At 68.8% G+C, this 26,452-nt stretch carries 24 protein-coding genes and 1 pseudogene; 10 read left to right on the plus strand and 15 right to left on the minus strand.

Features of this window, described 5'->3' with window-relative positions; all coding sequences use genetic code 11:
* A pseudogene (locus H7F53_RS13370) lies at positions 1-188 on the minus strand (hypothetical protein); the annotation flags it as partial.
* A gap of 254 nt (positions 189-442) precedes the next feature.
* On the opposite strand from H7F53_RS13370, the gene H7F53_RS13375 reads away from it, so the two are divergent.
* Both H7F53_RS13375 and aroB read left to right on the plus strand, forming a co-directional pair.
* Positions 443-1,024 (plus strand): shikimate kinase, encoded by a 582-nt coding sequence (locus H7F53_RS13375; RefSeq protein ID WP_185680005.1) that lies wholly within the window; start codon positions 443-445, stop codon positions 1,022-1,024.
* Positions 1,015-2,121 carry a 3-dehydroquinate synthase gene (gene aroB, locus H7F53_RS13380; RefSeq protein ID WP_185680006.1) on the plus strand — a complete coding sequence of 369 codons (1,107 nt, stop codon included), beginning with the start codon at positions 1,015-1,017 and terminating at the stop codon, positions 2,119-2,121. Before H7F53_RS13375 ends, aroB begins: the two co-directional genes overlap by 10 nt.
* A gap of 43 nt (positions 2,122-2,164) precedes the next feature.
* On the opposite strand, the gene H7F53_RS13385 is transcribed toward aroB, so the two are convergent.
* Complete coding sequence (locus H7F53_RS13385) at positions 2,165-2,947, minus strand: acyl-CoA thioesterase (RefSeq protein WP_185680007.1); 783 nt, start codon at positions 2,945-2,947, stop codon at positions 2,165-2,167.
* Entirely contained in the window at positions 2,944-4,965 is a 2,022-nt protein-coding gene (locus H7F53_RS13390; protein ID WP_185680008.1) for an acetyl-CoA carboxylase biotin carboxylase subunit, read from the minus strand. The genes H7F53_RS13385 and H7F53_RS13390 overlap by 4 nt, the downstream gene beginning before the upstream one ends.
* Before the next feature lie 162 nt (positions 4,966-5,127).
* Here H7F53_RS13390 and H7F53_RS13395 point away from each other — a divergent pair, with 162 nt between their 5' ends.
* Both H7F53_RS13395 and H7F53_RS13400 read left to right on the plus strand, forming a co-directional pair.
* A complete protein-coding gene (locus tag H7F53_RS13395; RefSeq protein ID WP_185680009.1) occupies positions 5,128-5,298 on the plus strand; it encodes a hypothetical protein in 171 nt (56 codons plus the stop codon).
* 208 nt (positions 5,299-5,506) lie between these two features.
* Positions 5,507-5,842, plus strand: a complete 336-nt coding sequence (locus H7F53_RS13400; protein ID WP_185680010.1) for a GIY-YIG nuclease family protein — start codon at positions 5,507-5,509, stop codon at positions 5,840-5,842.
* A 170-nt stretch (positions 5,843-6,012) separates the two neighbouring features.
* On the opposite strand, the gene H7F53_RS13405 is transcribed toward H7F53_RS13400, so the two are convergent.
* The 7 genes from H7F53_RS13405 to pgi all read right to left on the minus strand — a co-directional run bounded on the left by H7F53_RS13405 (position 6,013) and on the right by pgi (position 15,938).
* Positions 6,013-6,819 carry a heme-dependent oxidative N-demethylase subunit alpha family protein gene (locus H7F53_RS13405; RefSeq protein WP_185680011.1) on the minus strand — a complete coding sequence of 269 codons (807 nt, stop codon included), beginning with the start codon at positions 6,817-6,819 and terminating at the stop codon, positions 6,013-6,015.
* Between the two features lie 3 nt (positions 6,820-6,822).
* Positions 6,823-8,967: a methylmalonyl-CoA mutase gene (scpA, locus tag H7F53_RS13410; RefSeq protein ID WP_185680012.1), complete on the minus strand. Its 2,145-nt coding sequence runs from the start codon at positions 8,965-8,967 to the stop codon at positions 6,823-6,825.
* Positions 8,968-9,091: 124 nt separating this feature from the next.
* On the minus strand, positions 9,092-9,532 hold the full coding sequence (mce, locus tag H7F53_RS13415; protein ID WP_185680013.1) for a methylmalonyl-CoA epimerase: 441 nt from the start codon (positions 9,530-9,532) through the stop codon (positions 9,092-9,094).
* Between the two features lie 2 nt (positions 9,533-9,534).
* Positions 9,535-10,713 (minus strand): acetyl-CoA C-acyltransferase family protein, encoded by a 1,179-nt coding sequence (locus H7F53_RS13420; protein WP_185680014.1) that lies wholly within the window; start codon positions 10,711-10,713, stop codon positions 9,535-9,537.
* 42 nt (positions 10,714-10,755) lie between these two features.
* Complete coding sequence (locus tag H7F53_RS13425) at positions 10,756-12,282, minus strand: acyl-CoA carboxylase subunit beta (RefSeq protein WP_185680015.1); 1,527 nt, start codon at positions 12,280-12,282, stop codon at positions 10,756-10,758.
* A 550-nt stretch (positions 12,283-12,832) separates the two neighbouring features.
* Positions 12,833-14,182 carry a glutathione-disulfide reductase gene (gor, locus tag H7F53_RS13430; protein WP_185680016.1) on the minus strand — a complete coding sequence of 450 codons (1,350 nt, stop codon included), beginning with the start codon at positions 14,180-14,182 and terminating at the stop codon, positions 12,833-12,835.
* A 241-nt stretch (positions 14,183-14,423) separates the two neighbouring features.
* Positions 14,424-15,938: a glucose-6-phosphate isomerase gene (pgi, locus tag H7F53_RS13435; RefSeq protein WP_185680064.1), complete on the minus strand. Its 1,515-nt coding sequence runs from the start codon at positions 15,936-15,938 to the stop codon at positions 14,424-14,426.
* Between the two features lie 243 nt (positions 15,939-16,181).
* Here pgi and lepB point away from each other — a divergent pair, with 243 nt between their 5' ends.
* The 5 genes from lepB to H7F53_RS13460 all read left to right on the plus strand — a co-directional run bounded on the left by lepB (position 16,182) and on the right by H7F53_RS13460 (position 20,374).
* Complete coding sequence (gene lepB / locus H7F53_RS13440; protein WP_246438899.1) at positions 16,182-17,054, plus strand: signal peptidase I; 873 nt, start codon at positions 16,182-16,184, stop codon at positions 17,052-17,054.
* Positions 17,055-17,058: 4 nt separating this feature from the next.
* Positions 17,059-17,742, plus strand: a complete 684-nt coding sequence (gene rnc / locus H7F53_RS13445) for a ribonuclease III (RefSeq protein ID WP_185680065.1) — start codon at positions 17,059-17,061, stop codon at positions 17,740-17,742.
* A gap of 157 nt (positions 17,743-17,899) precedes the next feature.
* A complete protein-coding gene (gene era, locus H7F53_RS13450; protein ID WP_246438900.1) occupies positions 17,900-18,850 on the plus strand; it encodes a GTPase Era in 951 nt (316 codons plus the stop codon).
* Positions 18,847-19,695, plus strand: a complete 849-nt coding sequence (locus H7F53_RS13455; RefSeq protein WP_185680018.1) for a GDSL-type esterase/lipase family protein — start codon at positions 18,847-18,849, stop codon at positions 19,693-19,695. Before era ends, H7F53_RS13455 begins: the two co-directional genes overlap by 4 nt.
* 7 nt (positions 19,696-19,702) lie before the next feature.
* The gene (locus H7F53_RS13460) at positions 19,703-20,374 is read left to right on the plus strand and encodes a spermidine synthase (protein WP_185680019.1); all 672 of its coding nucleotides are present in this window, start codon (positions 19,703-19,705) and stop codon (positions 20,372-20,374) included.
* A gap of 18 nt (positions 20,375-20,392) precedes the next feature.
* On the opposite strand, the gene H7F53_RS13465 is transcribed toward H7F53_RS13460, so the two are convergent.
* The 5 genes from H7F53_RS13465 to plsY all read right to left on the minus strand — a co-directional run bounded on the left by H7F53_RS13465 (position 20,393) and on the right by plsY (position 25,356).
* A complete protein-coding gene (locus H7F53_RS13465; RefSeq protein ID WP_185680020.1) occupies positions 20,393-20,680 on the minus strand; it encodes a hypothetical protein in 288 nt (95 codons plus the stop codon).
* A 6-nt stretch (positions 20,681-20,686) separates the two neighbouring features.
* Positions 20,687-20,866 (minus strand): hypothetical protein, encoded by a 180-nt coding sequence (locus tag H7F53_RS13470; RefSeq protein ID WP_185680021.1) that lies wholly within the window; start codon positions 20,864-20,866, stop codon positions 20,687-20,689.
* Positions 20,863-23,442 carry a type I DNA topoisomerase gene (gene topA, locus H7F53_RS13475; RefSeq protein WP_185680022.1) on the minus strand — a complete coding sequence of 860 codons (2,580 nt, stop codon included), beginning with the start codon at positions 23,440-23,442 and terminating at the stop codon, positions 20,863-20,865. The genes H7F53_RS13470 and topA overlap by 4 nt, the downstream gene beginning before the upstream one ends.
* A 184-nt stretch (positions 23,443-23,626) precedes the next feature.
* Entirely contained in the window at positions 23,627-24,748 is a 1,122-nt protein-coding gene (gene dprA / locus H7F53_RS13480; protein WP_185680023.1) for a DNA-processing protein DprA, read from the minus strand.
* Complete coding sequence (plsY, locus tag H7F53_RS13485) at positions 24,745-25,356, minus strand: glycerol-3-phosphate 1-O-acyltransferase PlsY (RefSeq protein ID WP_185680067.1); 612 nt, start codon at positions 25,354-25,356, stop codon at positions 24,745-24,747. Before plsY ends, dprA begins: the two co-directional genes overlap by 4 nt.
* Before the next feature lie 101 nt (positions 25,357-25,457).
* Here plsY and murI point away from each other — a divergent pair, with 101 nt between their 5' ends.
* The gene (gene murI / locus H7F53_RS13490) at positions 25,458-26,276 is read left to right on the plus strand and encodes a glutamate racemase (RefSeq protein WP_185680024.1); all 819 of its coding nucleotides are present in this window, start codon (positions 25,458-25,460) and stop codon (positions 26,274-26,276) included.
* Positions 26,277-26,452 lie beyond the last annotated feature (176 nt).

A 26,452-nucleotide genomic window follows, 5' to 3' on the forward strand; every position in this document is an offset into this window, starting at 1 on the left:
GGCGCCGCCGCCGGGCGAGCGGGCGCGGGCGCGGCGGCAGCCGGCGCAGGTGCGGCGGGAGCGCGGCTCGGCCGCGGCGCAGGTCGGTCAAAGCCAGGCGGCAGCAGCGATTCCGGCGCGTCCTGGGCCATGGCCAGCGCCGAACTGATCGCCAGCGCGGTGCCCATCAGCCAGCCGGCGCGGCTCATCGCGCCGCCTCGGGCACCGCCACCGGCACGGCGATCTCGCGCAGCGGCTCGCGGCCGCCATCGACCCAGGCCCAGGCGAGAACCGCCATCACCACCACGCCGATCGCCACCATCGCCCCAATCCGTGTCCTGCCTGGCTTCACCACCACCACATGCTTCCCGACCGAGCCACCGGCATCCGCCCCGGGTGGACCGGGGTCCGGCATGGCGCAACGCTTGCACCGGCGCCTAGCCCAACTATAGGCGGCGCTGCAATGGAAGTCGACGAACCGCGCATGACCTCGGAGCAGATCGCGGACCTGGCACGGCGTGTCAGGCAGCCGATCGCGCTGGTCGGCATGATGGGAGTGGGCAAGAGCTCGGTCGGGCGCAAGCTGGCCCATGCGCTGCGACTGCCCTTCGTCGACGCCGACGAGGCGATCGAGCAGGCTGCCAAGATGACCATCGCCGAGATCTTCGCGACCTACGGCGAAGCCTACTTTCGCGACGGGGAGCGGCGGGTGATCGCCCGCCTGATCGAACAGGACCACGACGGCCGACCCTATGTGATCGCCACCGGCGGCGGCGCCTTCGTCAATCCCGAGACGCGCCGGCTGATCCTCGACCGGGCGATCGCGGTATGGCTCGATTCCGATGTCGACACCCTGGTCGAACGGGTCGGCCGCAAGGATACCCGCCCGCTGCTGCGCGGGGGCGATCCGCGCGAGATCCTTGCCCGCCTCCATGCCGAACGCGCACCGTGCTACGCCGAGGCGCCGATCAAGGTGACCAGCCACAACGGCCCGCATAGCCGCACGCTCGACCAGGTGCTGAAAGGAATTGCCGCATGGCTGTAGTCCCGGTCGACATCGCCGGCCGTCCCTACGAGGTGCGGGTCGCCCCCGGCCTGCTCGCCGACGCCGGCAACCAGTGCGCCCCGCTGCTGCGCAAGGCGCGTGTCCCGGTGGTGACCGACGCCAATGTCGAGGCGGCCTGGGGCAAGACAGTCGACGCCGCGCTGCGGCGCGCCGGGTTCGAGCCGCGCTGGAAGGTGCTGCCCGCCGGCGAGGCCACCAAGTCGTGGCGCTACCTCGCCGAGGTGGTGGACTGGCTGCTGGCCGAGGAGGTCGAGCGCAAGGACCACGTGCTAGCCCTGGGCGGCGGGGTGATCGGTGACCTGGTCGGCTTTGCCGCCTCGATGCTCAAGCGCGGCTGCCGCTTCATCCAGCTGCCCACCACCCTGCTCGCCCAGGTCGATTCCAGCGTCGGCGGCAAGACCGCGATCAACACCGCGGCGGGCAAGAATCTGGTCGGAGCGTTCCACCAGCCCGCGCTGGTCCTGGCCGACCCGCTGGCGCTGGAGACCCTGCCCCGGCGTGAGGTTGGAGCCGGTTACGCCGAAGTGGTCAAGTATGGCCTGCTCGGCGACGCGCCGTTCTTCGCCTGGTGCGAGGCCCACGGCCCCGCGCTGATGGACGGCGATCCGGCGCTGCGCGAACAGGCGGTCGCCCGCTCGGTTCAGGCCAAGGCGCGGATCGTGGCGCAAGACGAATTCGAGACCAACGGGCTGCGCGCGCTGCTCAATCTGGGTCACACCTTCGGACATGCGCTGGAGGCCGAGACCGGCTTTTCCAATCGTCTGCTGCACGGCGAGGGCGTGGCGCTGGGCATGGTCCTGGCAGCGCGCTATTCGGCGCGGCGCGGGCTGTTGGCGGAGGCTGAGGCCGAGCGGATCCCGGTCCACTTCGCGGCGGTGGGCCTGCGCGCGGAGCTGGCGGAGTTGGGCCTCGACACTGACGGCCGCGGGCTGGTCGCGCATATGCTGCACGACAAGAAGATGGACGCAGGCACCCTGCCCTTCCTTTTGCTGCGCAGCATTGGCGAGGCTTTCCTGGCCCGGGATGTGGCGTTGGACGATGTGGCCGCGTTCCTGGATGAACAGCTGGCTGGCTAAGCGCGCTTTGTTGGCCGGAACCTGACCCCGGGCTCCCCCCGGCTCAGCCGAACAGCGCGATCGACTGCATCCCGATCGCCATGGGCTCGCCGGCGCTGTTCCACACCTGCATGCGCTGGCTGGAGCAGCCATGCTGCGCATAATCGGCCGTGGAGCGCAGCAGCCACCAGCCATCTTCGGTCTGCGGCGCGGCGGTCAGCAGGTTGACCTGCCAGGTCATCGAGCTGATCGGCGTGGCCGGGTTCATCAAGGGCAAGGCGGCCGGAGGCAGCGCGTCGGCCAGCAGCACCAGCTCAAGCATCGGTTCGACCGCGCTGGCAGGCTTCAGCCGCACCCAGTGGCACAGGTCAGCCCGCCGCTCTGCCGGGCGCGGCAGGGCGAAGCGAACCTCAAGGTGGTGGCGCAGGAAAGCCGGCGCCAGCGGCGGCGGATTGAACGGCATTGCCTCGTCCCGCGCGATTAGCTCCGCCGGTGGTGCGGCATCGTTGAGGCTGAGCGCGCTGGGCACGGCGGCCATGAACACGAAGGTCGCGGTCAGGGCCGTGCCACCCTCGCCCTCGACCCGGGCTTCCACCCAGACCGCATTGCGTCCCCGCCGCAGTTCGCGCGCGCGGGCCTCGACCCGGCCGGAAGCCGGGCCGACGAACGAGACCACGGCCGAGCGCAGCGGCGGCAGTTCGCCTCCGACTTGCCGGGCGGCGACCAGGGCCAGGGCGGCGGTGAACCCGCCATAGGTCGTGCGCCCCTGCATCCAGGTTTCGGGCACCACGACCGCGAAACCGTCGTCCAGCGCCTCCGCACCGGCAAGGATCGCCGCAAAGCTCATTCGAGCTCAAGGATAATCGCGTCGACGGCCAGGCTCTCGCCGGCCTTGGCGTTGACCTTCTTGACCGTGGCCGACTTCTCGGCGCGCAGGATGTTCTCCATCTTCATCGCCTCGACCACGGCCAGCGGCTGCCCGGCCTCGACCTTGTCACCCTCCTTCACGTTGAGCGAAACGAGCAGTCCCGGCATCGGGCAGATCAGGAACTTCGAAAGGTCTGGCGGGATCTTCTCGATCATGTGCCCGGCCAGATGTGCGATCCGCGCCGGCAGGATCTCCACCTTGTGGATCGCACCGCGGGTGGTCACCTTGAGCCCGGTGCGGGTCGGCTCGATCTTCAGGGCGATCGGCTCGCCCTCCACCTCGGCGGCGACGATCCGGTCGCCCGGGGTATACTCCATCGCCAGGTCGATCGGCTGGCCATCGACGGTCACCTCGTCGGCGCTCACCTCGACCGCGAAGGCAGAACCGGCCAGCCTGATCGCCCATTCGGCCGGAGGCGGCAGGTGGTTGGCCAGCTGACCATCGACATTGCGCGCGCGGTCGGCCCGCGCCGTGGCGATGAACCCGGCGATCGCGGCGATCTTCGCCTTGAGTTCGTCCGAGGTTGCCGCGCCGGTGAAGCCGTCGGGATACTCCTCGGCGATGAACCCCGTGGTCAGCTCGCCCGAGCGGAAGCGCGGGTGCTGCATGATCGCGCTGACGAAGTCGATGTTGTGGCCCAGCCCCTCGATCTCGAAAGCGTCAAGCGCGGCGATCTGCTTGTCCGCCGCCTCGTCGCGGGTCTGGCCCCAGGTGACCAGCTTGGCGATCATCGGGTCGTAGAACATCGACACCTCGCCGCCTTCGTAGACGCCATCGTCGACGCGCACGCCGTCCACGCCGCGGCGTCCGTTCGCGGCTCCGTCGTCAGTCCAGCCCTCAACCGGCGGGTTGTAGCGGACCAGCCGCCCGGTGCTGGGCAGGAAGCCGCGATAGGGGTCTTCGGCATAGACGCGGTTCTCGATCGCCCAACCGTCGATGGTGATGTCGTCCTGCGTCATCGCCAGCTTCTCGCCGGCGGCGACGCGGATCATCTGCTCGACCAGGTCGATCCCGGTGATCGCCTCGGTGACGGGGTGTTCCACCTGCAGGCGGGTGTTCATCTCGAGGAAATAGAACGATTCGCCGCTCGGGTCGGCGCCCGAGACGATCAGTTCCACAGTGCCCGCCGAGTAATAGCCCACCGCCCGCGCCAGGGCGACGCACTGCTCGCCCATGGCCTTGCGCATCTTCGGCGTGACGAAGGGCGACGGCGCCTCCTCGACCACCTTCTGGTGACGCCGCTGGATCGAGCATTCGCGCTCGTTCAGGTAGAGGATGTTGCCGTGCTGGTCGCCCAGGATCTGGATCTCGATGTGGCGCGGGTTGAGGATGAACTTCTCGATGAACACGCGGTCATCGCCGAATGAATTAAGCCCCTCGCGCTTCACCGCCTCGAAGCCCTCGCGCACGTCCTGCTCGGTATAGGCCAGCCGCATGCCCTTGCCGCCGCCGCCGGCCGAGGCCTTCATCATCACCGGATAGCCGATCTCGGCCGAAATGCGGACCGCGTGTTCGGTGTCCTCGATCTCGCCGACGAAGCCCGGGACCACATTGACCCCGGCGGCCTTGGCCAGCTTCTTGGACTCGATCTTGTCGCCCATTGCCGCGATGGCCCCCACCGGCGGGCCGACAAAGGCGATTCCCTCGGCGGCCAGCGCCTCGGCGAAGGAGGTCCGTTCGGACAGGAAGCCATAGCCCGGATGCACCGCCTCGGCGCCGGTCTGCTTGCAGGCGGCGATGATCTTCTCGGCGATCAGGTAGCTTTGCGCCGCCGGCGCCGGGCCGATGTGCACCGCCTCGTCCGCCATCTGCACGAAGGGCGCGCGGGCATCGGCATCCGAATAGACCGCGACAGTCTGGATGCCCATCCGGCGCGCGGTCTTGATCACGCGGCAGGCAATCTCGCCGCGGTTGGCGATGAGGATTTTCTTGAACATCAGCGACTCCAGCGTCGGAACAGACCGATTGTGACGGTCCAATAAATTGTGAATGCCATGCCCACGGTCAGCCATAACGTCCGTTTGGAGTTACCGAGGCAAACTTGGTCGCCAAAGCAATCACCGAACGTGAACCCGAACAATGCCCCGCCAGTGAGGACAATGGCCAACACCGACCAAGCGGCGAACAAAACAAATCTGCGTTCAATCACCATCGCCCTCCAAGCTCGTCACCCTGAACTCGTTTCAGGGTCCAGCGCGCCCGACACGCCGCAGCCGCAAGGGGAGGAATGGATGCTGAAATGCATTCAGCATGACGTGGGCCGGCCGTGACGGAAACGCCTTCGCTACCAGCGCCGTCACCCTGAACTCGTTTCAGGGTCCAGCGCGACCGACACGCCGCAGCCGCATGCGGAGGAATGGATGCTGAAACGCATTCAGCATGACGGGATTGCGACTTCGCAAGAGATGCCTCGGAAACGGACCCATTCCCGTCAGCCTGAACGTGTTTCAGGTTCCATCTTTCGACAACAACAGGACTATGAGGGGCGAACGCCAGCCTTGCGTCTACATCCTGGCAAGCCAGCCGCGTGGCACGCTTTACATAGGCGTTACATCGAACCTCATCGCCATGCTGTGGCAGCACCGCGAAGGGACCACCCCCGGCTTCACCCGTCGCCACCATGTCAACCGGCTCGTCTTCTTCGAACGGTTCAATCAGATGGAACCCGCCATTCTGCGCGAGAAGCAGCTCAAGCGATGGCACCGCCAATGGAAAATCAACCTGATCGAAGCCGCCAACCCGGACTGGCATGACCTGGCACCGGGGCTGGGCTTTGCCCCGTTGGCTCCGAGCAGGGGGCAAAATGGACCCTGAAACAAGTTCAGGGTGACGGCTGTTTGGACAGCCGGGGAGGCCCCAACCGCCAACCTCGTCGCCCTGAACTTGGTTCAGGGCCGATGGCGCCTCACGATCCGAGGCAGCGTGAGGAAGAATGGATACCGAAACACGTTCGGCATGACGATTGAAGGGCTGGGCCACGACGCTCACGCCGCCACCTCCACACCCAGCCGCCGGTCGAGATAGCCCGCCAGCGCCGGCCCATAGTGCGGCACGCCGCGGCGTTCGTCCTCGCCGGGCATGAAGCCGGTCAGCGACTTCGCCACCCGTGCCAGGTTCTCGTCCGAGAGCGAGCCGAGCGGCGCGCGATAGATGCCGATGCCGAAGACGATCGCGCCGCTGCGCGGCAGGCGGCGCAGGGTCTCGCGTTCGCAGCGCACGTACAGCGTCTCGCCGGCGTTTTCAGGGGTCACGTGGGCGAAGCGCTGGGCCATCGGGACGGTGGGCATGTAGCGATAATCGCTGCTGGCCAGCACGAACATGTTGGTTCGGCCGAACAGGTCCTGCGGCCGCAACTGGTCCATGAAGTGGTCGACCGGATTGGCGAGGCGTTCGGCAAAGCCATGGGTCGGCTCATGGACGGCATGGACCGGCTTGCCGATCTTCTCGCCGATCTGCCAGTCGGTCGGATAACCGACCGCGCCGGCGACCAGCACGAAGGGCCCGCCGGGCTCGGCCTGGGTCAGCAGGTTCCAATCCTCGTGGCAGGCGCTGGCGATGGCGGTCAGATCGCCGTCGATCCCCAGCAACTCGCCCAGTTCGGCGATGGCCGCCTCGCTCCCCGGCAGCACCCGGACCGCGTCGGGGTGCGCCCGGAACACCGCGCTGCGCGCCGCCACGTCGGGCGCCGGATCGCGCCACTCCTCCTCCGCAATGCGCACCAGACCCATCCGCAGCGGGCCGGAGACCCGCGCGGTGGGCAGCAGCGCCGCAACGGAGAAGCCGAAGCCCAAGGCCTACTCGGCGGCTTCGAGTTCGCTGCCGAGCGGCGGCATGTTGTGGCCCAGCAGGCGCAGCATGTCGGCGGCGCATTCAACCACGTTGGAGCCGGGGCCATAGATCCCCTGAACCCCGGCCTCACGCAGATAATCGTAGTCCTGCGGCGGGATCACCCCGCCCGCGATCACCTTGATGTCGGCCCGTCCAGCTTCCCGCAAGTGGCCGATCAGCTCGGGGATCAATGTCTTGTGCCCGGCGGCGAGCGAGCTGGCGCCGACCGCATCGACATCGTTCTCCAGCGCCAGCGCGGCGGCTTCCGCCGGGGTCTGGAACAGCGGGCCCGAGGTCACCTCGAAGCCCATGTCGCCAAAGGCCGAGGCGATCACGTTGGCGCCGCGATCGTGGCCGTCCTGGCCCATCTTGGCGACCAGCAGGCGTGGGCGTCGGCCCAGCCGGCGGGTGACCGCCGCGACCCCGTCCAGCACCTGCTGGTAGCGGCTGTCGCCCTGATAGGCGGCGCCGTAGATGCCCTTGACCGGGGTCGGGAAGGTCCCATGGCGGCCGAACACGGCCTCCATCGCGTCGGAGATCTCGCCCAACGTGGCGCGATGCCGCGCCGCCTCGACCGCGAGTTCGAGCAGGTTGGCCCCGCCCCGCGCACCCTCGGTCAGGGCGGCCAGCGCGGCGCGGCATTTCGCCTCGTCGCGGGTCTCGCGCAGGCGCTTGATCCTGGCGATCTGGCCCTCGCGGACCGCGTGGTTGTCCACCTCGAGCGTGTCGAGCTGGTCCTCGCTGGCGAGGCGGTACTTGTTGACACCGACGATCACGTCCTCGCCGCGGTCGACCCGGGCCTGACGGGCGGCGGCGGCCTCCTCGATCATCGCCTTGGGCCAGCCCGCGGCGACCGCCTTGGCCATGCCGCCTTCGGCCTCGACCCGCTCGATGATCGCCCAGGCCTGGTCGACCAGCTGCTGGGTCAGCGCCTCGACGTAGTAGGATCCGCCCAGGGGATCGACCACCTTGGTCATCCCGGTCTCTTCCTGCAGCACGATCTGCGTGTTGCGCGCGATCCGGGCGGAGAAGTCGGTGGGCAGCGCGATCGCCTCGTCGAGCGCATTGGTGTGGAGCGACTGGGTCCCGCCCAGCATCGCCGCCATCGCCTCGATCGTGGTGCGGATCACGTTGTTGTAGGGGTCCTGCTCCTGCAGCGACACGCCCGAGGTCTGGCAGTGGGTGCGCAGCATCTTGGAGCGTTCGTCCTTGGCGCCCAGCTGCGTCATCACCCGGTGCCACAGCACGCGCGCCGCGCGCAGCTTGGCCACTTCCATGAAGAAGTTCATGCCGATGGCGAAGAAGAAGCTCAGGCGCCCGGCGAACTTGTCGATATCGAGCCCGCTGGCCACGCCGTACTTCACGTACTCCATGCCGTCGGCGATGGTGAAGGCCAGCTCCTGAACCTGCGTCGCCCCGGCCTCCTGCATGTGGTAGCCGGAAATCGAGATCGAATTGAACTTCGGCATCTCGCGGCTGGTGTAGCCGAAGATGTCCGAGATGATCCGCATGCTCGGCTCGGGCGGGTAGATGTAGGTGTTGCGGACCATGAACTCCTTGAGGATGTCGTTCTGGATGGTCCCGTCGAGCAGCTTGCGATCAACGCCCTGCTCCTCGCCCGCGACAATGAAGAACGCCAGGATCGGGATCACCGCGCCGTTCATCGTCATCGAGACCGACATCTGGTCGAGCGGGATGCCGTCAAACAGGATCTTCATGTCCTCGACGCTATCGATCGCGACGCCGGCCTTGCCGACGTCCCCGACCACGCGCGGGTGGTCCGAGTCATAGCCGCGGTGGGTGGCCAGGTCGAAGGCCACCGACAGGCCCTTCTGCCCGGCCGCCAGGTTGCGGCGGTAAAAGGCGTTGGATTCCTCGGCGGTGGAGAAGCCGGCGTACTGGCGGATCGTCCAGGGCCGCCCGGCATACATCGAGGCGCGCACGCCGCGGGTGAACGGGGCGAAGCCCGGCAGGCCGGGATCGGCGGTCACGTCCTCGGCGGTGTAGAGCGGTTTTACTGCGATCCCCTCCGGCGTGTGCCAGGTAAGGTCCTTGCCCTTCACTTCCTTGGCCGCGGCGGCCTGCCAGTCTGCCAGAGTCTTGTCGGTCATCCTACCATCTCGCACATTCGTCATGCTGAACTTGTTTCAGCATCCAAGTTACCCAACGCGCCGCCGCACCCCGAGGCGCGATGGACCCTGAAACAAGTTCAGGGTGACGATTATTGATCGAACGTCAGTGGTGCCCGTCCTTGGGAGTCTCCATGATCTCGGTCAGCTGCCCGCCCATGTCCTTGGGGTGGACGAAGAAGATCAGCGTGCCGTGCGCGCCGATCCGCGGCTCGCCCAGCACGCGTTTGCCCAGCCCCTCGAACCAGGCCTTGGCGGCATGGATGTCGGGCACCTCGTAACAGATGTGGTGCTGGCCCCCGAGCGGGTTCTTCTCCAGCCACTTGCCCACCGCGCTGTCGGACGAGGTCGGCTGGAGCAGCTCGATCTGGGTCCCGGCGGTACCGTTCTCGCCCGGCGTGTTGACGAAGCACACCCGCACCTGCTGGCTTTCCAGCACGAAGGGCTCGGTCACATCGGTCGCCCCCATCACGTTGCGATAGAACGCGATGGAAGCGTCGAGATCGGGGGTGGCGACCCCGATGTGGTTCAGTCGGCCAAGCTTCATGCTCACACCCGCTCGATCACCATGGCGATGCCCTGGCCGCCGCCGATGCACATGGTGATCAGGCCATAGCGGCCGCCGGTGCGGTGCAGTTCGTAGACCGCCTTGACGGTCAGGACCGCGCCGGTCGCGCCGATCGGGTGGCCCAGCGAAATGCCCGAGCCGTTGGGGTTGGTCTTGGCCGGATCGAAGCCCAGCTCCTTGGCGACGCCGCAGGCCTGGGCGGCGAAGGCCTCGTTGCTTTCGATCACGTCGATCTGGTCCAGCGTCAGCCCGGCGCGCTGCAGGGCCACCGGCACGGCCTTGACCGGGCCCAGTCCCATCACCTCGGGCGCGACCCCGGCATGACCCCAAGCCAGCACCCTGGCGAGAGGCTTCAGCCCCTTGTCCGCCACGGCCGCGCCGCTGGCGAGGACCACGGCGGCAGCACCATCGTTGATCCCGCTGGCATTGCCCGCGGTGACCGTGCCGTCCTTCTTGAACACCGGCCGCAGCCCGGACATCGACTCCACGCTGGCGTCGGCGCGGACGTGCTCGTCGGTGTCGAACACGGTCACGCCCTTGCGGGTCTTGATCTCGACGGGGACGATCTGGTCCTTGAAGTACCCGGCGGCGATCGCGGCAGCGGCGCGGCGATGGCTCTCGGCCGCGACCTGGTCCTGCTGCTCACGGCTGATCCCGCAGCGCTCGGCCACGTTCTCGGCCGTCACACCCATGTGGATGCCCTCGAACGGATCGTGCAGCGCGCCGAGCATCATGTCTTCCAGCGTCAGGTCGCCCATCTTCTGTCCGTTGCGGGTTCCCTGCATCACGCGCAGCGCGCCCGACATCACCTCGGCCCCGCCCCCGATGGCCAGGCTGTGCTCGCCCAGCGCGATCGCCTGGCAGGCCGAAACGATCGCCTGCAGGCCCGAACCGCACAGGCGGTTGACGTTCATCGCCGGCGCCTCGATCGGGATGCCCGCGTTCACCGCCGCGACGCGGCTGACATAGGCGTCCTTGGGCTGGGTCGGGACGACGGTGCCGACCACCACATTCTCGATGTCAGTCGGCTGGACCCCGGCGCGGGCGATGGCCTCCTTCATGACAATGGTGCCAAGCTCGGCGGGACGGAAGCCTGCCAGGCTGCCGCCGAAGGTGCCGATGGCGGTGCGGACGCCGGAAACGATGAAGATCTCGGTCATGGGATGTCCTGCTTGCTGCGACCGCTGCGGGTCAGCGGAGAGTTAGAGCGGAATGTTGTCGTGCTTCTTCCACGGATTCTCCAGGGCCTTGGTGCGCAGCTTGCGCAGCCCCAGGGCGATCCGGCGGCGGGTGGAGTGAGGGTGGATCACCTCGTCGATGAAGCCCTTCGACGCCGCGACGAAGGGGTTCGCGAAGCGATCCTCGTATTCCTTCGTCTTCTCGGCAATGCCCTCGGGCGAAAGGCCGCGGAAGATGATCTCCACCGCGCCCTTGGCCCCCATCACCGCGATCTCGGCGGTCGGCCAGGCATAGTTGAGGTCGCCGCGCAGATGCTTGGATGCCATCACGTCATAGGCCCCGCCATAGGCCTTTCGGGTGATCACGGTGATCTTCGGCACGGTCGCCTCGGCATAGGCGAACAGCAGCTTGGCGCCGTGCTTGATGATCCCGCCCAGCTCCTGCGCGGTGCCGGGCAGGAAGCCCGGGACGTCGACGAAGGTGACGATCGGGATGTTGAAGGCATCGCAGAACCGCACGAAGCGCGCGGCCTTCTTCGACGAGTTGATGTCGAGCACGCCGGCGAGGACCAGCGGCTGGTTGGCGACCACCCCCACGGTCTTACCTTCGACCCGGCCGAAGCCACACAGGATGTTGCCGGCATGGCCGGGCTGGATCTCGAAGAAGTCGCCCTCGTCCAGGACCTTCCGGATCACCTCGTGCATGTCGTAAGGCTGCGTGGCCGAGGCCGGGACGATGGTGTCCAGGCTGGGTTCGAGCCGGTCCCAAGGATCGGCGCTGGGCCGTTCCGGCACCTCTTCCTTGTTCGACAGCGGCAGGAAATCGAAGAACTCGCGCGCAGTCAGCAGGGCCTCGACATCGTTCTCCAGCGCGAGGTCGGCGACCGAGGTCTTGGTCGAGTGCGTGACCGCCCCGCCCAGTTCCTCCTGCGTGACGATCTCGTTGGTCACGGTCTTGACCACGTCCGGACCGGTCACGAACATGTACGAGCTGTCCTTCACCATGAAGATGAAGTCGGTCATCGCCGGGCTGTAGACCGCGCCGCCGGCGCAGGGCCCCATGATCAGCGACAGCTGCGGCACCACGCCCGAGGCCAGCACGTTGCGCTGGAAGATCTCGGCATAGCCGCCCAGCGAGGCGACGCCTTCCTGGATCCGCGCCCCGCCCGAATCGTTGAGCCCGATCACCGGCGCGCCAACCTTCAGCGCGGTGTCCATGATCTTGCAGATCTTCATCGCGTGCCGTTCGGACACGGCCCCGCCGAAAACGGTGAAGTCCTGGCTGAAGACATAGACCAGCCGGCCGTTGATCGTGCCCGATCCGGTGACCACGCCGTCGCCGGGGATCGTGTTTTCGGGCATGCCGAAATCGACGCAGTTGTGCTCGACGTACATGTCCACTTCCTCGAACGAGCCTTCGTCGAGGAGGATCTCCAGCCGCTCGCGCGCGGTCAGCTTGCCCTTGGCGTGCTGCGCGTCGATCCGCTTCTGCCCCCCGCCCAGTTTGGCGGCGGCGCGGCGCTTTTCCATTTCGGCGATATTGGCGGACATGCCGGGCTACCCTCTCCTGGTGCTGACCGAGTGCGTCGCAGTTTTCCGCTACCGCTAAGCCACGGTCGTGGGGGCTCGTCAACTGAATTTAAGCGATCGATTAAAGGGCGGGAGGGAATGGCGGTGTCGGGTGAGGAGCGGACGTTGATTGATCCTCCCCCACCGGGGGAGGGGGACCATCCGCGGGATGGTGGAGGGGCACCTTCCTTGGGCTCGGCCGTTGATCAAGGCGGGGTGCCCCTCCACCACCTTCGGTGGTCCCCCTCCCCGTTCCGGGGAGGATCTTAATGACCGACTTTGGGCGAAATCGAACAGCTCTCCCCGCTTGCCCCTATGGTCCTTTTCCCCAGACCCGCTCAGGCTGAGCTTGTCGAAGCACGTGCGGTGACATTGGCCCCATGATCCTGCAACCGCGCCTCTGGATAGCGCGTGGGCTTCGACAGGCTCAGCCTGAGCGGGCTTTGGTTCTCAATGGCCTTGCTCTCAATGACCATTCCTTGCGCGCAACCCGCCGATCCCATCTTCCCACGCTGCCCGGCCACCCCAACGCTCACCGCATCAGCACCAGTTCCTCGGCCATGCTCGGATGCAGCGCCACGGTGGCGTCGAAATCGGCCTTGGTCAGCCTGGCCTTCACCGCGATCGCGGCAGCCTGGAGGATTTCCGGAGCCTCGGGCCCGATCAGGTGGACGCCCAGCACGCGATCGGTGTTGGCATCGACCACCAGCTTGTAGAGCCCACGCTCCATCCGCCCGGCGAAGACATTCTTCATCGGCCGGAAGTCCGAGGTGTAGACCTTGATGTTGCCATAGGCATTGCGCGCCTGCCCCTCGGTCAGCCCCACGCCGGCGAGCGGCGGCTGCGAGAACACGGCGCTGGGTATGCAGTCATAGTCGATCGTCCGCGGATTGTTGCCGAACACCGTGTCGGCAAAGGCGTGGCCCTCGCGGATCGCCACGGGGGTCAGCTGGACCCGGTCGGTCACGTCGCCGACAGCATAGATGCTGGAGCACGAAGTCCGGTTGTAGTCATCGACCGGGATCTCGCCCTTGGCGCCGAGTTCGATCCCGGCGTTCTCCAGGCCCAAGCCTTCGGTCTTGGGCTGGCGGCCGGTGGCGATCAGCACGGCGTCCGCCTCGATCGGCGCGGACTTGCCGATCGCCACCTTGAGACTGCCATTGTCCTGCTTTTCAACCGACTGGATCGGGGAGTTGAAGCGATAGACGATCCCGCGCGCCATGGTGATCTGCAGCAGGCGATCCCGCAGCGCCTCGTCATAGCCGCGCAGGATCTGGTCGCTGCGGTTGACCACGGTCACCTCGCAGCCCAGCGCGTTGAAGATGCCGGCGAATTCCAGCGCGATGTAGCCCGCGCCCTGGATCACCACGCGCCGCGGCAATTCGGGCAGGTGGAACACCTCGTTGGAGGTGATGCAGTGCTCGACCCCCGGGAAATCGGGCTTCACCGGCCAGGCGCCAACCGCCACAAGGATGACCTTCGCCGTGATCTCGCGCCCGCTCGCCAGCCGCACCGAGTGCGGCCCGGTGATGGTCGCGCGCTCAAGGAAGCGCTCCACCCGGTTGCTCTCCAGCGTCTGGGTATAGGCGGCGTTGAGCCGGTCGACGTCGCGCAGCACGGTGTCGCGCAGCACGTTCCAGTCAAAGCGCATGCCCTCGACCGACCAGCCATAGTGCGCGGCGTCCTGCAGCTCCTCGGCGAAGTGCGATCCGTAGACCAACAGCTTCTTCGGGACGCAGCCGCGGATCACGCAGGTCCCGCCGACGCGGTACTCCTCGGCGATCGCCACCTTCGCCCCATGTCCCGAGGCGATCCGGCTGGCCCGCACCCCGCCCGATCCCGCACCGATGACGAAGAGGTCGTAGTCGTAGGTGTCGGTCATTGGCGCAGTGCTCCCGTTGGAGCGGCGGATATGGCGCGGCAGGGAACGGATTGCCAGAGGGCAGCGGGCCCCGTCAGCCTGTCATCCGCATCGGGGCATGCGCGATCACAAGGCCGTCGGGCCAGCGGAGGCTGGCATCTCTGACCAGACTGCGCGAGCTTCACCACGATCCATCACGGTGGCCCAATCCGGCGAAAGATCCCAGCCGGCGATGGGATGGCGGGGACCTGAGGCCGCCCCCTCAGCCGATCCCAGCCAGCTTGAGCAGCGCCTCGGTGCTGGGGTCGAAGGTGGTCCCGCCGGCCTCGATCTGGTTGGCGATCTGCTTGCCCAGTTCGACCCCGAACTGGTCGAAGGGGTTGATCCCCAGCAGCACGGCATTCGCGAAGGTGCGGTGTTCGTGAAAGGCGATCAGGGCGCCCAGCGTGGCGGCGTTGAGGTCTTCGACAAGGATAGTGGTCGAGGGCCGGTCGCCGGAATAGGCGCGGGCCGGGTCGTCGCTGGCCTTGCCCGCCATCAGCGCGGCGCCTTGGGCAAAGCAGTTCGACAGGAGAATGCGGTGATGCGCCGGGTCGAGCGCGTCGCCGGGCTGGATCGCGGCAAGGAAATCCACCGGGATCAGCACGGTGCCCTGGTGCAGCAGCTGGAATACCGCATGCTGGGCATCGGTCCCTACCCCACCCCAGGTGATGGGAGCGGTCGGACCATCGACCGGGGTGCCATCGGCCTTCACCGCCTTGCCGTTCGACTCCATCTCGAGCTGCTGGAGGTAGTCCGGGAACAGCGCCAGCCGCTCGTCATAGGCGAAGACCGCGCGGGTCTGGCAGCCGCGGATCCGGGTGTAGTACTGATCGGCGAAGGCGGCGCGCAGTGGCAGATTGGCCGCGCCATCGGCCTCGGCGAAATGCCGGTCGATTGCCGCCGCGCCATCGAGGAAGGCCTGGAATTCGTCCCAGCCAAGCGCCAGGGCGATCGGAAAGCCGATCGACGACCACAGCGAATAGCGCCCCCCGACGCTTTCCTGGAACGGCAGGACGCGCGTTTCGTCCACGCCCCAGGCCACCGCCTTGTCAGGCGCGGCGGTCAGCGCGATGACCCGGCCATAGGGGTCGTCCACCCCATTGTCGCGCAGCCAGGCCAGTGCCGAAGCGGCGTTGGTCATGGTCTCGATCGTGGTGAAGGTCTTCGATGCGACGGCGATCAGCGTGGTGGCGGGATCGCAGGCGGCGAAGGCTTGCTCGAGCGCGCAGCCGTCGATGTTGGAGACCACGTGAACATCCACCTCGGCGCCGTCGCGCGCCAGCGCGTCGATCGCCAGGGCCGGCCCCAGCGCCGATCCGCCGATGCCGATGTGGATCAGGTGACGGACTTCCCCAAGGGCGCCGCCGTGGATCGCCTCGACCAGCATGTGCATGCGACCATGCAGCGCTGCAGCCTCGTCGACCGTGTCCGGCTTGCCCATACCGCGCTGGGCGGGATGCTCGGCGGCACGGCCCTCGGTGGTGTTGACCTGCTCGCCCGACAGCAGCGCCGCGCGCCGCCCGGCGAAGTCCGCGGCCGCGGCCAGCCGCTCGAAGCCGGCCAAGAGGTCGGCATCGAGGTGGGTCTTCGACCAGTCGAACCGGATCGGCCCGCCAGGCAGGTCCAGCGTGGTCGCCAGCCGGTCGACGCGGCCAGGGTCGCCGAACAGCTCGGCGAGGGTGCGGCGCGGCTGGTTCGCCAGGGCCTGCCATTCCATCCTTACCGCCTCGCTCATCGTCTGGTCCTCGTCTTGTTCGAAAGGTGTCGCCATGTCGCCGCCGCCCCGAATCCGGGGCGGCCCGGTCTGCCCGTGGCTGGCCGATCTTCCGCCGGGTCGCAAGCCTTGCCGCCGCCCGACAATCGTATTCGCCCGAAGCCCCCCGACGGTTCCCGCCGCAGCGCCCTTTTCTCCACGGGCCCGGTCGACTATGGCCGGGCTTAGGCCGGGCGCCCCGCCGCGCCAGCAATGGACACCACGATGACCGATTCCAGTCCCGCCCCGACCCCGCCGGCTGCTGCCGATGCTGCCGGCACGCCTCCGGGAGGGACAGATCCGGCGGCGGCCAAGGCCGAGCCCAAGGAGGAGAGCTTTTTCGTTTTCCTGCTCAAGCTGGTGCTGATCGTCGGTGCCTTCCGCAGCTTCGCTCTCGCCCCGTTCAACATTCCCAGCGAATCCATGCTGCCCGGCCTGCAGAACGGCGACTACCTGCTCGCGGCCAAGTGGCCCTATGGCTATTCGCGCTATTCGCTGCCTTTCTCGCTGCCGCTGATCCCGGGACGGATTCTCGCCGCGCAGCCGCAGCGCGGCGACGTGGTGATCTTCAAGGCCCCCCCGGTCAACGACACCGACTACATCAAGCGGGTGATCGGCCTGCCGGGCGATCAGGTGCAGATGATCGGCGGCGTGCTGCACCTCAACGGACAGCCGGTGCCCAAGGTGCGGATCGCCGATGCCGTGGTGAAGGTCTCGGCCAACACCCGGTGCTTCGGCCCGGCCTTCGCGGCGGTTGCCGCCGACGGCTCGGCCGAGTGCCACTATCCCCGCTTCCGCGAGACCCTGCCAGGCGGGCGCAGCTACGACGTGCTCGATCTGGGCGCCACGCCGCAGGACGATACCCTGCCCGTGGTCGTGCCCGAGGGCGCGCTGTTCCTGATGGGCGACAACCGCGACAATTCCATGGACAGCCGGTTCCCGGCGATGGAAGGCGCCGGCATCGGGCTGGTGCCGCAGGGCAATCTGGTCGGCCGCGCGGCGATCATGATGTTCTCGACCGACGGCTCGGCCAGCTGGCTCAAGCCGTGGACATGGTTCACCGCCACGCGTTGGAGCCGCATCGGTGGCACGTTCTGAGCCGATGCCCCTCCAGATCGGGCTCAGCGAGGACAGTCGCGCCTTTCTCGAACAGCTGTTGGGCGAACCGTTGGCCGATCCGGCACTGTGGTGCGAGGCGCTGACCCATGGCAGCACCGGCGAGCCGCGCAATTACGAGCGGCTCGAGTTTCTCGGTGACCGGGTGCTGGGCCTGGTCATTGCCGAATGGCTGCACGAGCGCGGCACCGGCAACGAGGGCAAGCTCTCGCAGCGCCTGAACGCGTTGGTCAGCCGCGACATGAATGCCGCGATCGCACGCACCATCGGCCTGGGCAGGCACATCCGGCTGGGCAAGCAGGCACGCGACGACGGTGGCGCCGACAGCGACAACATCCTTGGCGACGTGCTCGAGGCGCTGCTCGGGGCCAGTTTCGTCAGTCGCGGTTTCGCCGCGACCCGCGCGCTGGTCCGCCAGCTTTGGGCCGATCCGGTCGAAGGGCGGGTTGGCCAGAGCAAGCATCCCAAATCGGCGCTGCAGGAATGGGCTGCGGGCAATCGCCGCCGCATGCCGCACTACAAGCTGATCGCGCGGACCGGCCCCGACCATGCCGCCCACTTCCGCGTCGCGGTCGAGGTCCACGGCGTCGGCGAGGTCGAGGCCGAAGGCTCGAGCAAGCAGGAAGCCGAGACCGCCGCGGCGGCGGCCTTTCTCCAGCAGTTCGGATAGGTTACCCAGCCAAACCGTAGCGCGTGGCCTTCGACAGGCTCAGGCCGAGCGGACCATGTTCTGATTGGATTGCCGATTGCCCAACACCCCCACTCCCGCTCAGCATGGCCCCGGAAAGGCCCGGGCCGAGCGGACCATGCCCTGACTGGATAGCCGATTGCCCAACACCCCCACTCCCGCTCAGCCTGAGCCTGTCGAAGGCCACGCGCTCCCCTCGCCCCAGCACTGCGGCCTTGTCGCGGTGATCGGCGCGCCCAACGCCGGCAAGTCAACCCTCGTCAACCAGCTGGTCGGCCAGAAGGTGGCGATCGTCTCGGCCAAGGCCCAGACCACCCGCGCCCGCCTGATGGGGATCGCGCTGGAGGGGCCCGCCCAGATCATCCTGGCCGACACCCCCGGCATCTTCCAGCCGCGCCGGCGGCTCGACCGCGCCATGGTCAACGCCGCCTGGGACGGCGCGCAGGAGGCCGATGCGATCCTGCTGGTGGTCGATGCCCGCAAGAAGAAGCTCGACCAGCTCGAGCCGATCCTCGCCGCGCTGAAGGACCGCCCCGAGCGCAAGCTACTGGCGCTCAACAAGGTGGACCAGTGCGTCAAGGAACCGCTGCTGGTCCTGGCCGAGCAGCTCAACGCCCTGGTCGGCTTCGACGAGGTGTTCTTTGTCTCGGCGCTGAGCGGCGATGGCGTGCCCGAGCTCAAGATGCGCCTCGCCGCGCTGATGCCCGAGGGCCCCTGGCACTATCCCGAGGACCAGGTCTCAGACGCCAGCGAACGCCTGCTGGCCGCCGAGATCACGCGCGAGCAGCTCTACCGCCAGCTCCACGACGAGCTGCCCTACGACAGCGCGGTCCGCCCGGAGAGCTATACCCTGCGCAGCGACGGCTCGATCGAGATCCACCAGCAGATCGTCATCGCGCGCGATAGCCAGAAGGGCATCGTCCTCGGCAAGGGCGGTAGCAAGCTCAAGGCGATCGGCGAGGCCGCGCGCAAGGAGCTGGCCGAGCTGCTGGGGGTGAAGGTGCACCTGTTCCTGCACGTACGGGTGGAGGAAGGCTGGGCCGAGAGCCGCGAGATCTACGAAGAAATCGGCCTGGAGTGGGTGAAGTGAAGCGGCTTGCGCCAGCCCTGCTTGCCGCCTGCGCGCTGGGCGCCGTTCCGCTTGCCGCGCGCGATGCGGCCGGGGCGCGTGGTGCCCTGGCGCCGGGTGATACCTACGTCGCGCTGGGCAGTTCCTATGCCGCAGGCCCGGGCGTGGGTGAGCCGGCCGGCGGCCCGGCGCGCTGCAACCGCGGCAACCTGTCCTACCCCCGGCTCCTCGCCCAGCGCCTGTCGCTGACCCTGGTCGACGCCAGCTGCAGCGGATCGACCACCGAGCACGTGCTTGGCCCCTGGAACGAGCTGCCCGCGCAGATCGAGGCGGTGACCCCGGCGACCCGGCTGGTGACGATCACCTCGGGCGGGAACGACGTGGGCTTTGTCCGCAACCTCTTCGCCGCCGCCTGCGCGACCATGCCATCCGGCGGGCGCCCCGCGCAGTGTCCCACCGCGCTGCGGCCGACCGCGGCAGACTGGACCGCCCTGGAAACGCGGATGCATGCGATCGCTGCCGAGGTCCGTCGGCGGGCGCCCGCAGCTCGGCTGGTGTTCATCGATTATCCCACCATCCTGCCGGCGCGGGGCGCCTGCCCGGCGCTGTCCGGGTCTGCCGCCGACCTGGCGGCGAGCCGGGCCGAGGCCGTCAAGCTCGCCGCCATCACCGCGCGCGTGGCCCGGGCCGAACGCGCGCTGCTCCTCAAGGCCTCGCAGCTGAGCGCCCGCCATGGTCCGTGCGATCCGGAGCCCTGGTCGTTCGGCAGCAGCGCACCGGCGGGATCGGCGCCGGTCCATCCCGGGGTCAAGGCCCACGCGGCGATCGCCGAGGCCCTCGCCGCCCTGCTCCGGCGCAAGGGGTAGTCCGACGATGATCCAGCGCGAATTGCTCGGCTCCGCGCAGGTTCCGGGCGGCACCGAACTGCGGCTGTTCCGCCACGATCGCGACTTCATGATCGTGATGGGCCACAATGAACTGATGAGCAGCCGGATGAGCGGGTCGGAAGTGGCCTTGGCCACCGAAACGATCCGCCGCCTGCCCGAGCGACCCGACCCGCGCCTGCTGATCGGCGGCTATGGCATGGGCTTCACCCTGCGCGCGGCGCTGGCCGCGCTGGGTCCGCTGGCCGAGGTGGTCGTCGCCGAACTGGTCCCTGAAATCATTGCCTGGGCGCGCGGCCCGATGGCCGAGCTTGCCGCCGGCTGCCTCGACGATCCGCGCGTGCGCCTGCTGATGGGCGATGTCGGGACCACCATCGACGGCGCGCGCGGCGACTACGACGCCATCCTGCTCGACGTCGACAACGGCCCCGACGGGGTGGTGCGCGAAGGCAACGACAGCCTCTACACCGCCTCCGGCCTGCGCGCCGCCCACCGCGCGCTGCGGCCCGGCGGGGTGCTGGCCGTTTGGTCAGCCGGTCCCGATGCGGCCTTTGCCCGGCGGCTCGAGAAGAACGGCTTCATGGTCGACGAAATGCGGGTCGCCGCACGGACCAACGGCAAGGGCCCCAAGCACACGATCTGGTTCGCCGTACCCCGCTGAGGGCACCGGCCGTCGGGCTCAACCCGTCCGGTCCTGCGCCGCGCGCAACAGCTGAAGCCTTGTCGGATGGCGGGCATAGCGCGCGCGCATGCGGACCTCGTCGCGCTCCAGGCTGCGGCAGCGCAGCTTCGCCACCGCCGCGCTGATCTGGGCCGCGCGCTCGGCATCGTAGGGTTCCTCGCCGCCCCAGTGGTTGCACCCCAGGCGGCGCTCGATCACCGCGCGCAGATCGGACGGCGCCTGGCGCAGGGCCCGGTCGAACCCGTCCCCGCTCACCCCCGCGGCGGCCAGCAGCAGCCAGAGCATCGGGCCCTACCGCAGTTTGGAGATGGCGAAGCCGTGCTGGCGCGCGGCGTCCCTGGTCGATTCCTCGGTGCGGTTGAGCGCCTTGGCGATCTCCTTCAGCCCCTTGGCCTTGCCGGCCAGGGTTTGCAGCTTCTGCAGCTCCTCGGGCTTCCACGGCTGCTTGTGGCGTGCGACCTTCTCGCTCATTCTGCGGCCTTCGTCTTGGCGGGCGCCTTCTTGGCGGCAGGCTTCTTGGCAGCGGGCTTCTTGGCAGCGGGCTTCGCCGCCGCCTTCTTCGCCGCCGGCTTCTTCTTGCCCTTGGCTGGTCCCTTGGCGGCGCGCGCGTCGATCAGGGCGATCGCGGCCTCCTCGGTCAGGTCCTCGGGCTTCTGGTCGCGCGGCAGGGTGGCATTGGTGGTGCCATCGGTCACATAGGGACCATAGCGCCCGGCCATCAGCTTGATCGCCCCGCCCGAGGTGGGATGCGCCCCGAACACCTTGAGCGGCTCGGCCGCCGCCCCGCGGCCCCGCGCACCAGCCCCGGCGGCCGCTTCGGCCAGCTTGACCACGGCCGCGTTCATCCCGGTCTCGAACACCTCGGCAGTGGTCCGCAGGCGGGCGTACTTGCCGTCATGCGCCAGGTAGGGCCCGTAGCGGCCGATGCTGGCAGTGATCAGGTTGCCGGTTTCGGGATGGGCACCGACCTCGCGCGGCAGCGACAGCAGCTTGATCGCCCAGTCGAGGTCAAGCTCCGGGATGTCCTTGGGGATCGAGGCGCGCTTGGCATCCTTGCCCTCGCCCAGCTGGACATAGGGCCCGAAGCGGCCGGTACGGCGGGTGATCTCCAGCCCGGTGGCGGGATCGGTGCCCAGCGGGGCATCCTCGCCGCCCTCGGCACCCTCCCCGCCCGGCTGGGCGAACTTGCGGGTGTACTTGCACTCGGGATAGTTCGAGCAGGCGACGAAGGCCCCGAACCGGCCGCCGCGCAGCGACAGGCGCCCGGCCCCGCACTTGGGGCACAGGCGCGGATCGCCGCCGTCGTCCTTCGGCGGGAACAGGTAGTCGGACAGGAACGCGTCGAGCTGCTCGGTGACTTCGGAGGGCTTGCGCTCCATCACCTCGTCGGACTTCGGCTTGAAGTCGCGCCAGAACGCGGCGAGCACGTCCTTCCATGCCGCCCGCCCGCCCGAGACGTCGTCGAGCTCGTCCTCCATCCCTGCGGTGAATTCATAGGCCACGTAACGGTCGAAGAACCGCTCCAGAAACGCGGTCAGGAGTCGGCCGGATTCCTCTGCGAAGAAACGGTTCTTCTCGGTCCGCACATAGTTGCGGTCCTTCAGCACCTGGAGCGTCGCGGCATAGGTCGAGGGCCGGCCGATCCCCAGCTCCTCCAGCCGCTTGACCAGCGAGGCTTCGGAATAGCGCGGCGGTGGCTGGGTGAAGTGCTGGGTGGCCTCCACCCCACGCCGTGCCGGGCAATCGCCGCGGGCCAGCGCCGGGAGCAACGCACCGTCCTCGTCATCCTCGGCCTTCTGGTCGCGCCCTTCCTCGTAGACCGCCAGGAAACCGGGGAACTTCACCACCTGGCCGGTGGCGCGCAGCTCGTGCTGGCCGGTTCCGTCGCGCAGGGTGACGGTGGTCCGCTCGATGTTCGCCGAGGCCATCTGGCTGGCCATCGCGCGCTTGTAGATCAGATCATAAAGCCGGCCTTCATCGCCGGAACCATAACGATCCCTGCCAAAATCGGTCGGCCGGATCGCCTCATGGGCCTCCTGCGCGTTCTTGGCCTTGGTTTCGTAGTGGCGCGGCTTTTCCGGCAGGTAGTGCCCGGAGTAACGCTCGGTGATCGCGGCACGCGCAGCCGAAATCGCGCTGGGGTCCATCTGCACGCCGTCGGTGCGCATGTAGGTGATCGCCCCGGCCTCGTAGAGCGTCTGCGCCACGCGCATCGTGTGGCTGGCCGAAAAGCCCAGCTTGCGCGCGGCCTCCTGCTGCAGCGTGGAGGTGGTGAACGGGGGATAGGGATTGCGCCGGGTCGGCTTGGTCTCGACCTCCTCGACCCGGAACACCGCGTTTTCCACCATCGCCCGGGCGCGCAGCGCGGTGCCCTCGTCACCGATGCTCAGCCGCTCGAGCTTCTGGCCTTCGAACTTGACCAGCCGGGCGGGGAATTCGGTCCCGCCCTGCTCGAGCCGCGCCACCACCGACCAGTACTCCTGCGGACGGAACAGCTCGATCTCGCGCTCGCGCTCGACGATCAGGCGCAGCGCGACCGATTGCACGCGGCCCGCGCTCTTGGCGCCGGGCAACTTGCGCCACAGCACGGGCGAGAGGGTGAAGCCGAACAGATAGTCCAGCGCGCGGCGCGCCAGATAGGCATCGATCAGGTCCTGGTCGAGCTCGCGCGGGGCCTTCATCGCAGCGAGGATCGTGTCCTTGGTGATCGCGTTGAAGGTGACCCGCTCGACCTCCTTCGGCAGGGCCCGGCGTTTGGCGAGCAGCTCACGCACGTGCCACGAGATCGCCTCGCCCTCGCGGTCGGGGTCGGTAGCGAGAATCAGCCGGTCAGCCTCCTTGGCGGCATCGGTGATCGCCTTCACCCGGCTCGCCTTGTCGCCATAGAGCTCCCAGTCCATCGCGAACTCCTCGTCCGGCCGGACCGAGCCGTCCTTGGGCGGCAGGTCGCGGATGTGACCGTAGGAGGCCAGGACCTTGTAGTCCTTACCGAGGTACTTCTCGATGGTCTTGGCCTTGGCCGGGGACTCGACGATGACAAGCTGCATGATGCTGGTTGTGGCCCTTACGTGTGTACGCACGCGAGGGTGGGGATCGTGGGGCGGCGGCGTCAAGCGGCGAGTGGGGTGATTGTGATCACCCGAACGGACGTTTCGGGGTCCCGCCACGAACCTTGGCTTCGCGCGGCACCCTGCGGGCAACCGGCGCCGCAGGGGCCGGCCCAGCCGGTGCCTACCCCGCCCGGGACACCCGCCCCCCGGCATGGCGCACCAGCGTGCCCGCCAGCTCGAGCTCGAGCAGCGCAAGCTGCACCGCCGCAGCGCTCTCGCCCGACTGGCGCACCAGTTCATCGATGGCGACCGGGGCGGTCGTCAGCAGGCCGGCGATATCCGCCGGGCGATCCGCCGTCTCGGCCAGCATGAACGGCCCGGCGGTCTCGCGCAGCGGGGCGCGCGGGGCACCGTCGAAGGTGGAGAGCAGTTCGAGCACGTCCTCCGGCCGCTGAACCAGCACCGCGCCATCGCGGATCAACTGGTTGCAGCCGTGCGAGCGACTGTCGAGCGGCGAGCCGGGGATCGCCATCACCTCGCGGCCGAGGTCACCGGCCAGCCGGGCGGTGATCAGCGAGCCGGAGTTGGGCGTCGCCTCGACCACCACCGTGCCCGCCGCGATCCCGGCGATGATCCGGTTGCGGGCGGGAAAGTGGCGGGCGAACGGCTCGGTGCCGGGGGGATGCTCGGTGAGAAGCAGGCCGCGGGCGGCGACCTCATCCTGCAGTGCGGCGTGTTCGGGCGGATAGGTCACGTCGATCCCGCAAGCGATCACGGCGATCGTGCCACCCCCACCGGGCGCGGTCCCGGCCAGCGCGCCCTGATGCACCGCCCCGTCGATCCCGCGGGCAAGACCCGACACCACGGCCTGCCCTGCCCCGGCCAGCGCCAGTCCGAAGTCGCGTGCCAGCCGCACGGCGGCGGCCGAAGCATTGCGGGCGCCCACGATGGCCACTGCCGGGCGATGGACCAGCGCGCCCTCGCCGCGCGCGATCAGGATCGGCGGCGCGCCCTCGGCTGCCCGCAGCAGCGCGGGATAGTCGGGCGAATCGTGGAACAGGTAGCGCGCCCCGGCCCGGCGCACCGCTGACAGTTCGGCCTCGATCGCGGCGACCGGCGCCGGCGCATAGGGCCGGCCGTGGCGCCCGGCGAGGTCGGGCAAGGCTGCCAGGGCGGCCTCCCCCGTGCCGAAGCGCGCCAGCAGCTGGGCATAGCTGACCGGACCGACACGGGGCGAGCGCAACAGGCGGATGCGGGCGAAGGCCTCGTCGCGGGTCAGCGCCGAGGCCGCGGCCGGGGTCATTCCGCGGGGCCTGCCTTGGGCTTGCTCCCTACGCGCGGTTCGGTGCCGTTCAGCAGCCGGACGATGTTGGCACGGTGCAGCCACAGCACCAGCGCGGCCAGCGCGGCCAGCACCGGGACATAGCCCGGATGGCCCAGCAGCTGGGCCGCCACCGGCGCGGCGACCGCGGCGCTCATGCCGCCGAGCGAGGAGATCCGGGTGAGCGCGAGCATGCCCAGCCAGACGGCGGCATAGACCCCGCCGATGCCCCAGGCGAGCCCGAGCGAGACGCCCATCAGCGTGGCCACGCCCTTGCCGCCGCGGAACCGCAGCCACAGCGGGAAGCAGTGTCCGATCACCGCCGCCGCGCCCGCCACCGCCGCAGGATCGGCCACCGCGGCAGGATCGGTCGCCAGCAAGCGGCCCAGCCAGACCGCCGCAGCCCCCTTGGCGAGATCGAGCAGCAGCGTGGCGGCGGCCAGACCCTTGCGGCCGGTGCGCAGCACGTTGGTGGCGCCGATGTTGCCAGAACCGATCGCCCGCAGATCACCCGCCCCGGTGAACCGGGTGAGGAGCAGGCCGAAGGGCACCGAGCCGAGCAGATAGCCCAGCGCTGCCGCGACGAGCATCGTCCTGTCCACCCCCGACCGTTCCTTTCTGCTGCGCTTGCGGCCCTGCCTTAACCAGAGTTCTTGCAATCGTGCAGGGAAAAAATAGGGATGCCGCCACTATGGCGCAAACCCCTGCCTTCCCCGCCGCGGCGACCGCGCCGATCCTGCTGTTCGATTCGGGGGTGGGCGGACTCTCGGTGCTCGAGGCGTTGCGCGGGCTGCGGCCCGATGCCCCGGTGATCTACGCCGCCGACAACGCCGGCCTGCCCTATGGCGAGAAGACCGAGGCCGAGATCGCCGCCCGGGTGGCGGGGCTGCTGGGCCGGATGACCGAGCGGCTGCGCCCGCGGCTGGTCTGCATCGCCTGCAACACCGCCTCGACCATCGCGCTCGCCATGGTGCGCGACGTGCTCGAGGTGCCGATCGTCGGCACGGTTCCGGCGATCAAGCCCGCCGCGGCCCTGACTACCACCGGAGTGATCGGCCTGCTCGGCACGGCGGCGACAATCCGCCAGGGCTATGTCGACCGGCTCGAGGCCGAGTTCGCCCGCGACAAGACCCTGCTGCGCTTCGCCGCGCCCGAACTGGTCAGCGCGGCCGAGGCGCGGCTGCGCGGCGAGCCGGTGGACCCGGCGGTCTTCGCCCGCGCCGCCGCAGGGTTGCGCGACCAGCCGGGGGGCGAGCGGATCGACACGGTGGTGCTGGCCTGCACCCATTTCCCGCTGGTCGCGGCCGAGCTGGGCGCAGCCTTTGGCCCCGGCGTCCGCTTCGTCGATGGGGCTGCCGGAATCGCCCGGCGGATCGCCAGCCTGACCGCAGGCCAGGCCTTCGCCCGCACCGCGCCCGATCTTGCCCTGTTCACCCGCGACGGTCCGGACCTGGCCGCGCTGGGCCCGAGCCTGGCCGCGCGCGGGCTCGAGCGCGTGGCTGTATTCTGAGGTCAACCCGGGCCAAGAGGGCAGGCCGGCCGCGCCCGGCCTACCCTTCTAGACGCTGGAAAGGCGCCCACAGATGCGATAGAGGGCGCTGCATTGGCCGTCCCGGCGGGATCGCGACGGTGGCAACGGGCCCGTGGATCGAACGGTGCAGCAGGTCCGGCGGAGGACGTTGGTAG

It is taken from the genome of Novosphingobium piscinae, from assembly GCF_014230355.1.
GTDB classification, from domain to species: Bacteria; Pseudomonadota; Alphaproteobacteria; order Sphingomonadales; family Sphingomonadaceae; genus Novosphingobium; species Novosphingobium piscinae.